We start from the raw sequence: 10921 nt of genomic DNA, 5'->3' as shown, positions 1-10921 counted from the left end.
TTGTGTATAAGAGACAGGCCCCACCGAGCCCAGGCCCCGCCGCCGCGACCGTCACGGACGTGGCATGCGCGGGCCCGTCGCTCCCCCGCAGGTGCCGTTGTCGGCGAGCCGGGCCGAACTGTTCACGGATCTGGTGCAGGACTCCGTGGAGCGCCTGGAGCGGCGGCTGCCGCAGATCGCCGACATCGAGTTCCTGGTCCTCGAAGTACCGAGGATCCAGGCACCGGCCGGCGCCCCGGACGAGGACTTCGGCGGCGGCGGGGTGCCGCTCGGCGGCATCATCCCGGCGCAGGACGGCAAGCCGGCCCGCGTGGTGGTCTACCGCCGCCCGGTGGAGATCCGCACCAAGAGCCGCGACGAGCGGGCGGCCCTGGTGCACGAGGTCGTGGTCGAGCAGCTCGCCGAACTCCTCGGCCTGTCCCCGGAGTCGGTGGATCCGCGGTACGGCGAGGACTGAACCACGTCGCGGTACGGCGAGGACTGAACCGCCCCGCCCGAACCTCCCTCGCCCGAACCGCTACTTCTGCAGCACCGACAGGTCCTGCTCCGCCTCCGGTACGGACACCATCCCCCGGTCGTACGGCAGCGTCTGCACCGTGAACATCGGCACGCCCTCCGCCGGGAGTTCGAGTGTGCGCGCCGCGTAGACCGCGCCGGACAGCGGCTCGACCGTCAGCGCGTACGCCCCCTTCAGACCGCTGGGCACCTTCGGCTGGACCTCCAAGGTGGTGCCCCCGCGCACGGTGTACGTCTCAGTCACCGACGTACCGCCGCCGCTGCCGTCCGAAGCGGTGACCCGCACCTTGGCCTCGCCGCGGGGAGCGGTGAGGCTCAGGGTGGAGCCCTTGGAGCGGTTGTCCGCCGAGGTCGCGCGTTCGCCCACGGAGGCCGTGGCCGGGATGAACGCCACATCCTGCTTGGCGCCCGTGCCCCGCGTCACGCGCAGCGCCGCCACCACCGGAACGGACCGGTCGGTGGGCGTGAGCACCAGCGAACCCGCCTCGCCCTTGGTGACGTCACCGAGGTCCACCGCGGCCGTCATCCCGCTCTTGACGTGCAGCGACTCATGACCGGCCGGGGTGATCGAACCGGTCGCCCCCGCAAGGGAGATCTTCAGGTCCGCGTCCTCGTCACCGGGCGCGAAGGCCACCAGGCGTACCGACTCGGCGTCCTTCGGAATGCCGGGGAGCACCACGCTGCCGCTCGGATCGGCCGACGCGGGCAGCCAGTCGGCGCCCAGCTTCTGGTCCGAGACCTGCACCGCGGCGCCGATCCGGCCGGTGCGCGCGGTGACATGGGCCGTCACATTCGCCTCGGCCTCGTCGGTCAGCGTCGAGAGCAGCACCGGCACGCTGGAGTGCGGCGGCACCGTGATGTCCTCGCCCACCTCGGACTTGAGCGCGCCCTCGGGCCCGAACAGCTCGATGTCGACGACCGCCGCCGTGTCGTCGGGGTTGGACAGGTGCACGTAATCGGCGCGTTCCTCTGCGGTGCTCGCGCCCGGGAACCAGAAGTCGGTGTCGGGCGCACCGCAGTTGAGGCCGAGCAGCCCACGGCCGTTGCCCGCGGGCATCTCGGTGGTCTGCTGCACGGTCCAGCCCGGCGCGAGCGCGCCCTGGGCGGAGCCGATCAGCGCCGGGGACTCGGCGCCGGCGGCCTTCGCGGTGACGGGCTTGCCGACCGAGGTGGCTTCGAGGGCCGGCTTGGCGTCCTTGCCGTCCTTCTCGTCCGTCTTCTTCCCGCTGTCCGCGCTGTCCGTGTCTTCCTTGTCATCCTTGTCCTCCGCGTCGTCCTCGGAGGTGTTCAACTTCTTTGCGGCGCGCTCCAGTCGGGCGTCCCCCTTGCCGTCGGCGCCCTTGGCCTTCGGTGTGAACGAGGTGTAGGCCGTCTCGGCCAGCTCCGACGCGCTGGGCGCGGGGCAGAGCAGCGAGGAACGGTCCACCGGCCGCTGTTCGGCCGCCTTGCCCGGTGCGGTGCCGTCGCCGTCCGGGGCGTTGAGCGCCGCGAATCCGGTCACGGCGGCGAGCGCGGTGCCCGCGGCGATCAGGGACAGAGTGGTGCGGTTCACTGCCGGCTCCCGTCGGGGCGCTCTTGGTCGGTCTGGCTGCTCTGCCCGTACGGGTTCGGGTCCTGGCCCTCGTACGACTGAGGATCACTGCCCTCGTACGACTGGGGCTCATTGCCCTCGTACGGCTGCGCGGCCTGCCCCTCGTACGACTGGCGGCCCTCGTAGGACTGCCCGCCCTCGTACGAGCCGGAGCCGAAGCCCCCGCCGTACGTGGCGTCGTAGCCGCCGGACCCGCTCTCGTCGTAGCCCCCGGCGTTCTGCTCGTACGTGCCCTGCGCCGGGAACGAGCCGGCCTGGTATCCGCCCTGGCCATAGCCCTGGCCGTCATAGCCGTACGGGTCGAACTGGCCGCCGCCGTCCGGGTTCTGGCCCGCCTGGTACGGGTCGGCCTGGTACGGCTGCTGGTAGGAGCCCGCCTCGTAACCCTGGAACTGCTCACCGGCCGATACGGGTTGCTGCTCGCCCCACTCGCCGTACGACGGCTGTGCGGGGACCTCCGCGGAGTCGGGCTGCTCCTGGCCGTGCGCGGCCTGCTCGGCCTGCGCCCGCATCCTGCGCGCCCTGCGGCCCTCGCCCGCCACGGCCTGGGCTGGCAGCGCGACAGGCTCCTGCGGGAGGTCGTCGTCGACGGTGCGGCGACGGCCCGGCAGGGCGAGCACGACGAGCACGAGCGCGAGCGCGCCCTGGGCCCAGAGCCATCCGGTGTAGGTGCCGGAGTCCTCGTGGACGATGTTCAACCGGCCGCCGGACGCGGGCAGTTCGAAGCCCTGCGCCCAACCGTCGACGGTCTTCTCGGCGAGCGGCTTTCCGTCGAGCGTGGCCGTCCAGCCCTCGGCCGCCGAGTCGGCGAGCCGCAGCACGCGGCCCGCGTCGCCCGGCGGGATCTCGGTGTTCACCTCGACCGGGCCCGCGGCCACAGGCTCGGGTGCCTTGTCACCGGAGACGATCGCGGCCCGTGAGACCTGCCGGTCGACCCGCCACAGAGAGGTGCCGTCCTGCTGGCTCACCCGCGACAGACCGGGCGTCGAGTCCAGTACGCGGCTGACCTGGCGCGGCGCACCGTCCTGGACCAGGACGTAACGCACCGCGAACCCGCCGAGTTCATCGGCCTGGTCGGCGCCCGAACCGGCCACGAGCCGGGCCACGGTCTCGTCGAGCAGCTCGCCGCCCTTGCCGCGCGCCGTCAGCTCGGCGTCCCCGAGCCGGGCGCCCGCACCTCGTACGAGCGTGTACGCGACCACGTCCGGGTCGTCGCCGGCGAGGATCAGGGTGCGGGCCTGGTCGCGGGTGCCCGCCTCCTCGGCGACGAACGCCGGGACCTGGGCGGGGTCGGTGCGTTGCAGTGGGCCGTCGGCGCCGCGGATCATCCAGCCGGCGGCGGCGAGCAGCGGTGCCGCGGCGGCGGCCAGCGCGATCAGCGCCGCGACCGGCTGACGCCAGCCGAAGCTCTGCTCGGCCACCCGGGAACGCGCCCCGTCGGCGCCGAGCACGGCGGCCGCGATCAGCGCCAGACCCTGCACGAGCGTCGCGGGCCCCGCCCAGGTGGAGGCGTTGGAGAACGCGGCGAAGAAGAAGCCGAGCAGCGCGACGACCCATGCCGTACGGATGGGCAGCACCCGCTCCCCACGGAGCAGCGCGCCGAGCGCCGCGAGCACGATGCCGATCAGGAGCAGCCCGCCGACGGTGCCGGGACCGCCGGGGCTCGCCCCGAGCAGATCGAGTGCGCCCGCCGAGCCGATACCGAAGTCGAGGCCGGCTTCGCGGAAGAACCCGAACGGAAGGAGCGACAGCGACCAGGGCGCGAGCACCAGGAGCGGCATGCCGATCTGGGCGAGGAAGCGCAGCCCGTACGCCGTGATGTCGTCGCGCCGCAGCACGAGCAGCCCGACGCCGAGGAGCAGGGCCAGCGGCCAGACGATCGGGGTGAAGGCGGTGGTGACGGTGAGCAGCAAGGCGTACGCCCAGGTCGCACGCCAACTGCCGCGCGCCCCCTGGTCCTGCGCGAGCAGCCCGCTCGCCGCGATCGCGGCGCGGGCCATCAGCGGCAGCAGCACCGCGAGGACGGCGGTGCCGATCCGCCCGCCCGCGAGCGCGCCCGTGGCGGCCGGCAGGAAGGCGTACGCGACGGACGCCCAGGCGCGCAGCAGCCGCGACTCGACCAGCGGCCGGGAGGCGAAGTAGGCGGTGAAACCGGCGAGCGGCACCGAGCAGACCAGGAGCACGGTGACGGCGAGCCCGGTCGAGCCGAAGAACACCGTGGCCAGTGCGGCGATCACGGCGAGATACGGGGGCGCCGCCTCGGTGCCGCCCGTGCCGGCCGCGTGCCAGCTGTCCAGGTACCGCGACCACAGCTCGGAGGCGTCCGAGGGCGCCGGAAGGAGCGCGCCGCCGGCGAGTGCGCCGCCGCCGATCAGGGCGCGGCAGGCGATCAGCGAGACGAAGAGCAGGACGACGAAGAGCATCGGTCCCGGCTTGCGCGCGACCCGCTTGAGCCGCGCGAACTGCTCGATCTCCAGGAAGTCCGCGTCATCGCCGCCGGGCCCGGACTCGACGGCGCCATGGCGTCCTGCGGAGACCTCGGGGTCGGTGCGGCCCACGACTTGGGACGCGACCTGTTCGACGGTGAGCCGCACGGTCGCGCCGGGCGGCGGGAACAGCGGCCGCAGTTCGGCCGCTTCCACGACGCTGCGTCTGCGCCGCCTGGCGCCGAAGATCCGGCCGGGGCGGAGCAACGTACCGAAAAGACCGGTGACTTCGTCGACCGCCTGGCCCGGGGCCTTGCCCACCAGATACGCGAGCGTGCGCAGGAACGTGCCGAGGACGAGCCGGAGCAGCACCCAGGGCACCACCGCACCGCGCGCGTTGGCGAGCAGCGTGTAGACGGCGCCCGCCTTGTCCACCCGGTGCGGGCTCGCGCTGGTGCGGCCCACGCAGTCGACGGTGCGCCGCTCGCGCGAGGCGGCCTCGGCGTGCCGCAGCACCGCGTCGGGCGCGATCAGAACGCGGTGGCCCGCCTGATGGGCGCGCCAGCACAGGTCGACGTCGTCGCGCATCAGCGGCAGCCGGCGGTCGAACCCGCCCAGCTCCTCGTAGACATCGCGCCGGATGAGCATGCCCGCGCTGGACACGGACAGGACGGGCCGCACCTGGTCGTGCTGGCCCTGATCCTGCTCGCGGCGGTCGACGCCGGTCCAGCGGCGGCCGCTGTTGGCGATCGAGACACCGACCTCGAGCAGCTGCCTGCGGTCGTACCAGCCGCGGAGCTTGGGGCCGACGATGGCGACGTCGCGGCCGAGCTCCTGCTCGTTCTCCACCACGCGCAGGAGCTCCGCGAGCGCGTCGGGCTCGGGTGCGCTGTCGTCGTGCAGCAGCCAGAGCCACTGGACCGGTTCGCCGTAGGGAAGTTCGGGCAGGTCGTAGGCGTCGTCGCGCCAGCTCCTGCTGACCGGGTCCCAGCCGCTGGGGCGCTTGAGATACGGAAGCTCGTCAGGGCTGAGGGTCCCCGCCGTGCGGGCCGCCTCGTCCACGGCCGCGCCGAAGCCGGACCTGCGGGCGAGATGCAGCACCCGGTCGGCGCCCAGGGCGTCGGTGACCAGCCGCGCGGAGTCGTCACCGCTGCCGGTGTCGGCGGCGATCACGTTCTGCACCGGGCGCTCCTGGCCGAGCAGGCCGGTCAGGGCCTCGGGCAGCCAGCGGGCGCCGTCGTGCGAGACCAGCACGGCGGTGACCACGTGCCGCGGGTGTTCGGGCGCGCGCGTGGGGTCGAACAGCGCCGGGCGGTTCGGGTCGACTGCGGCGGCGCCATAGGCACCGGCCGGTGAGCTGTGCACGGACATCGAGGTACAGGCCCCGGTTCGATGGACTGCGGTGGACGCCTGTGCCCAGCGGGGGGCACGGGGCGTCTCGGACGGGGCCCCACACTAACGGCAACCAAACAACGAGGTCCGCCGCCTGTGGATAACCCACGGACGACGGACCGTTCCTTACGTATGACTGTGTGCGGTTTGATCGAGCTTGTGCGGCTCCGCTTCAGACCGCCGCCCAGAGCTTGTGCGGCTCCGCTTCAGACCGCCGCCTTCTTCAGCCTCCGGCGCTCACGCTCGGACAGGCCGCCCCAGATGCCGAAGCGCTCGTCGTTGGCGAGCGCGTACTCGAGGCACTCGGAGCGGACCTCGCAGGCCAGGCAGACCTTCTTGGCCTCCCGGGTGGAGCCGCCCTTCTCCGGGAAGAAGGACTCGGGATCGGTCTGGGCGCACAGCGCGCGCTCCTGCCAGCCGAGTTCCTCTTCCGCTTCCGCGTCCTCGACCAGCAGTTGCTGGAACGACTCGGTCATGTGCGCCCCTCGTCTGTCTGTGCAGCCCCGTGATGATGCCGTAACCGATTTCGGCTGAACGACACGAGTGAAATTACAAGTGTGCCGATCCGGGCCAGTCAAGCCGAGATCTGCTATTGGGCCCCTTATTCACTCTGCGGAACCAAGGCTTTGCGGAAAGTGTTCAAATCGCCATAAACCTAGACACTTACCTTTGGCCAACGCCGTACATCCATCCGACTCACAGAAGGACGCGTTGGAGTTTGATCTCGTTGCAGAGCGAGCGTCGAAGCGAAACGGATCACAGTCGGATCACGGGACACCAGCGACGTTTGCGCACCCGGACACTGCGCCACCTGTCCTCTGCGGGTTCTGCACAAACCTTTCAGCAGACAGGGCAACCGGATACGGTGAAACATATCTCGCAATACGGACAATGAGTTGACAGTACGTGTGTGAGCCGGTCTCCTGGTGGGCATGCTCGCGAACTTGGCGCTTACCCGGACCCACAGCAGTGGGTTCCGCAGTGCTGCCCTCGCGAGCTGTTGCTGTTGCTGTCCCAGCTGTTGAGCCAACCCGCTCCGGCTGTGTAGTCCCCGACGCCAGCACTTCTCATTCCGAGGAACCCCGAACTTCATGAACAGCGACAGCGACCTCCAGATCGCCGGCGACATCCTCGAGGTCCCGCACCTCCTGCAGCCCGCCCGCGAGCACCCCTCGACCGTGGCCGAGTTCGTCGGGCTCGCGCGCTCCATCGCCGCCGACCGCTCCCAGTGGGAGCACCTGGTGCGGTACGACGCGACGAGCCGCTGGTACCACCGGCTGCGCACGGGGCCCGGCTACGAGGTCTGGCTCCTGAGCTGGGTGCCCGGACAGGGCACCGGGCTGCACGACCACGGGCCGTCCTCCGGTGTGCTGACCGTGCTCGCCGGCGAGCTGACCGAGCACACCCGCGGCGGGACGCGGGCGCTCGGTGTCGGGGCGCAGCAGGTGTACGCGCCGCGCTCGGTGCACGGGATCGTCAACGACAGCCTGGAGCCGGCCGTGAGCCTGCACATCTACTCCCCGGGACTGACCGAGATGCCGATGCACAGCACGGCCGAGCCGTACGCGACCGCGCGGGCCTGACCTCGGACTTCCCTGGCTTCAGCGGGAGTTATCCACAGGCGGCAGGACCCTGGTCGGGGCTGCCTGACAGACTGTCCGCATGCAGCGCATTGTGGTTCTGGCCGGCGGCATCGGTGGTGCCCGTTTTCTGCGTGGTCTCAAGGCGGCCGCGCCCGAAGCGGACATCACGGTGATCGGGAACACCGGTGACGACATCCATCTGTTCGGGCTCAAGGTCTGCCCCGACCTCGACACCGTGATGTACACGCTCGGTGGCGGTATCAACGAGGAGCAGGGCTGGGGGCGTACGGACGAGACCTTCAAGGTCAAGGAAGAGCTCGCCGCGTACGGGGTCGGGCCCGAGTGGTTCGGGCTCGGCGACCGTGACTTCGCCACCCACATCGTGCGCAGTCAGATGCTGGCCGCGGGCTATCCGCTGAGTGCGGTCACCGAGGCGCTGTGCGACCGGTGGCAGCCCGGTGTCCGGCTGATCCCCATGTCCGACGATCGCGTCGAGACCCATGTCGCCGTCGAGCTGGACGGCGAGCAGAAGGCCATCCACTTCCAGGAGTACTGGGTGCGGCTGCGCGCCTCCGTCGACGCCCTTGCCGTCGTGCCCGTCGGCGCCGAGCAGGCCAAGCCCGCGCCCGGGGTGCTCGAAGCGATCGCCGAGGCCGATGTGGTGCTGTTCCCGCCGTCCAACCCCGTGGTCAGCGTCGGCACCATCCTCGCCGTGCCCGGCATCCGCGAGGCCATCGCCGACGCCGGGGTGCCGGTCGTCGGCCTCTCCCCCATCGTCGGCGACGCCCCCGTGCGCGGGATGGCCGACAAGGTGCTCGCCGCGGTCGGCGTGGAGTCCAGCGCGGCGGCGGTCGCCGAGCACTACGGGTCGGGGCTGCTCGACGGCTGGCTGGTCGACACCGTCGACAAGGGTGCGGTCGAGCAGGTCGAGACGGCCGGGATCCGGTGCAGGGCCGTGCCGCTGATGATGACGGACCTGGCCGCCACCGCGGAGATGGCGCGGGCCGCCCTTGAGCTGGCCGAAGAGGTACGAGGGTGAGCGACGCACCGGCTTTTCACGTCTGGGCCGTGCCCGGGCTGCCCGAGGTGCAGCGCGGTGACGACCTCGCGAAGCTGATCGCCGACGCCGAACCGGGGCTTGCCGACGGGGACATCGTGCTGGTCACCTCGAAGATCGTGTCCAAGGCGGAGGGGCGGATCATCACCGCGGACTCCCGCGAGGAGGCCATCGACGCGGAGACCGTACGGGTCGTGGCGCGGCGCGGGACGCTGCGTATCGTCGAGAACCGGCAGGGTCTCGTCATGGCCGCGGCCGGGGTCGACGCGTCCAACACTCCTACGGGGACCGTGCTGTTGCTGCCCGAGGACCCCGACGCCTCGGCGCGTGCGATCCGTGACGGGCTGCGTGACGCGCTCGGCGTCGAGGTCGGTGTGCTCGTCACGGACACCTTCGGGCGGCCGTGGCGCAACGGGCTGACCGATGTCGCGATCGGTGCCGCCGGGGTGCGGGTCCTCGACGATCTGCGCGGCGGCACGGACGCGTACGGCAATCCGCTGAGCGCGACGGTCGTGGCCACCGCCGATGAACTGGCCGCCGCGGGCGACCTGGTGAAGGGCAAGGCGGCCGGGCTGCCGGTCGCGGTGGTGCGCGGGCTGCCGGGCGCCGTCGGTGCATCGGAGTCCGGGGCGCGGGAGTTGGTGCGGTCCGCGGCCGATGACATGTTCCGGCTCGGCACCTCCGAGGCCGTACGGGAAGCAGTCACGCAGCGGCGCACGGTGCGGGAGTTCACCGACGAGCCGGTCGATCCGGGTGCGGTACGGCGAGCGGTGGCGGCGGCCGTGACGGCCCCGGCGCCGCACCACACGACGCCCTGGCGGTTCGTGCTCCTGGAGTCGGAGTCCTCGCGGGTGCGGCTGCTCGACGCGATGCGCGAGAAGTGGATCGAGGATCTGCGGCGGGACGGCAAGTCCGAGGACTCGATCGCCAAGCGGGTCCGGCGCGGGGACGTGCTGCGCAAGGCGCCGTATCTGGTGGTGCCCTGTCTGGTGATGGACGGATCCCATACGTACGGTCATGCGCGCCGTGACGCCGCCGAGCGCGAGATGTTCGTGGTCGCGACCGGGGCCGGGATCCAGAACTTCCTGGTGGCGCTGGCCGGGGAGCGGCTCGGGTCGGCGTGGATCTCGTCGACGATGTTCTGCCGTGAGGTCGTACGGGATGTGCTCGGGCTGCCGGACGACTGGGATCCGATGGGAGCCGTGGCCGTCGGGCATGCTGCTTCGGCGCCCAAGTCGCGGCCGCCTCGGGAGGCTTCCGACTTCATCGAGGTGCGATAGCTCCGGGGGGACCGTCGGCTCCGGGACCGTCGGCTCCGGGACTGTCAGCGCCGGGCTCGGCAGCTCCGGGAGGCCGTCGCTAGAGCTTCCCGATGTCCGTCTTCGGCATCTTCGGGGTGCGGCGCGGCGGGGTGCGGCCGGTGAGCAGGATGTAGCGGGCGGCGCGGTGGCGCTGGCCCCGGTAGGGCTCGAGGAGTTCGAGCATGCGGGCGTCGTCGGCGTCGCGTTCGCCGGCCAGCGCGTAGCCGACGATGCCCGGCAGATGCAGGTCGCCGACGGTGACCTCGTCCGGGGCGCCGTGGGAGCGCTGGACCGTCTCGGCGGAGGTCCACGGGCCGATCCCGGGCACCAACTCCAGGCGTTTGCGGGCCTGTTCGGGGTCGAGGGCCATGGCCTCTTCGAGGCGCGGGGCGACCCGGACCGCACGCAGGATCGTCTGGGCGCGCTTGTTGTCGACACCGGCGCGGTGCCAGTCCCAGGACGGGATCATGCGCCACGTGTGCGGATCGGGCATGACGTGCAGCTCGGGCATGCCGTCCGGGCCCGGGGCTGGCTCGCCGTACTTGCGGACGAGGATGCGCCAGGCGCGGTACGCCTCGTCGGTGGTGACCTTCTGCTCCAGGACCGACGGGATCAGGGACTCCATGACGAGCCCGGTGCGCAACAGGCGCAGGCCGGGGCGGCGGCGGTGGGACTCGGCGACGAGGCGGTGCCTCGGGGCGAAGGCCGCGGGGTCGTCCGTGTCGCCCAGGAGCTGGGGCAGCCGGTCGAGCAGCCAGTCGGCGCCCGCGCCCCAGGCTTCGGCCTCGATGCCGGTGCTTCGCGCGGCGATACGGAGGGTGGCCGGGCCCTCGGGGGTACGGGTGGCCCGCCAGACCGTGCCCGCGGTGACGCGGAAGGTGGGGTCGGCGGGGCCGCGGCGCAACGGGCCCACGACCAGGCCGAGATCCAGGTGACCGGTGGGATTCCAGGTGCGCGTACGGCCGGTGACCGGCGCGCCGGCCCGCGCTCCGGGTACACGGGCGTCGCCGCCGCGCACGGTGGTGCGGGTGGGGCGGGGTGCGCGGGGCTGGAAG

Annotated in this window: 8 protein-coding genes; 4 read left to right on the top strand and 4 right to left on the bottom strand. The window is 72.1% G+C overall.

Annotated features, from left to right (window positions below; translation table 11 throughout):
* Positions 1-64 precede the first annotated feature (64 nt).
* Complete coding sequence (locus G6045_RS35175; RefSeq protein WP_165336273.1) at positions 65-457, top strand: metallopeptidase family protein; 393 nt, start codon at positions 65-67, stop codon at positions 455-457.
* A 60-nt stretch (positions 458-517) separates the two neighbouring features.
* Here the strand turns inward: G6045_RS35175 and G6045_RS35170 are convergent, their stop codons facing one another.
* The 3 genes from G6045_RS35170 to G6045_RS35160 all read right to left on the bottom strand — a co-directional run bounded on the left by G6045_RS35170 (position 518) and on the right by G6045_RS35160 (position 6401).
* Positions 518-2068: a DUF5719 family protein gene (locus tag G6045_RS35170; protein ID WP_165336272.1), complete on the bottom strand. Its 1551-nt coding sequence runs from the start codon at positions 2066-2068 to the stop codon at positions 518-520.
* Positions 2065-5904, bottom strand: a complete 3840-nt coding sequence (locus G6045_RS35165) for a glycosyltransferase (RefSeq protein ID WP_165336271.1) — start codon at positions 5902-5904, stop codon at positions 2065-2067. The genes G6045_RS35170 and G6045_RS35165 overlap by 4 nt, the downstream gene beginning before the upstream one ends.
* A 227-nt stretch (positions 5905-6131) precedes the next feature.
* Positions 6132-6401, bottom strand: a complete 270-nt coding sequence (locus tag G6045_RS35160; RefSeq protein ID WP_165336270.1) for a WhiB family transcriptional regulator — start codon at positions 6399-6401, stop codon at positions 6132-6134.
* A gap of 615 nt (positions 6402-7016) precedes the next feature.
* On the opposite strand from G6045_RS35160, the gene G6045_RS35155 reads away from it, so the two are divergent.
* The 3 genes from G6045_RS35155 to G6045_RS35145 all read left to right on the top strand — a co-directional run bounded on the left by G6045_RS35155 (position 7017) and on the right by G6045_RS35145 (position 9845).
* Positions 7017-7508 (top strand): cysteine dioxygenase, encoded by a 492-nt coding sequence (locus G6045_RS35155; protein ID WP_165336269.1) that lies wholly within the window; start codon positions 7017-7019, stop codon positions 7506-7508.
* A 79-nt stretch (positions 7509-7587) separates the two neighbouring features.
* On the top strand, positions 7588-8547 hold the full coding sequence (cofD, locus tag G6045_RS35150; RefSeq protein WP_165336268.1) for a 2-phospho-L-lactate transferase: 960 nt from the start codon (positions 7588-7590) through the stop codon (positions 8545-8547).
* A complete protein-coding gene (locus G6045_RS35145; RefSeq protein WP_165336267.1) occupies positions 8544-9845 on the top strand; it encodes a coenzyme F420-0:L-glutamate ligase in 1302 nt (433 codons plus the stop codon). The genes cofD and G6045_RS35145 overlap by 4 nt, the downstream gene beginning before the upstream one ends.
* Positions 9846-9924: 79 nt before the next feature.
* Here G6045_RS35145 and G6045_RS35140 read toward each other — a convergent pair.
* The coding region (locus tag G6045_RS35140; protein WP_206344598.1) for a DNA-3-methyladenine glycosylase family protein at positions 9925-10921 on the bottom strand (997 nt) is incomplete at its 5' end.

Origin of the sequence: Streptomyces mesophilus, from assembly GCF_011044995.1 — a bacterium.
Taxonomy (GTDB): Bacteria; Actinomycetota; Actinomycetes; order Streptomycetales; family Streptomycetaceae; genus Streptomyces; species Streptomyces mesophilus.
This window is presented reverse-complemented; position numbering and strand designations above follow the sequence as displayed.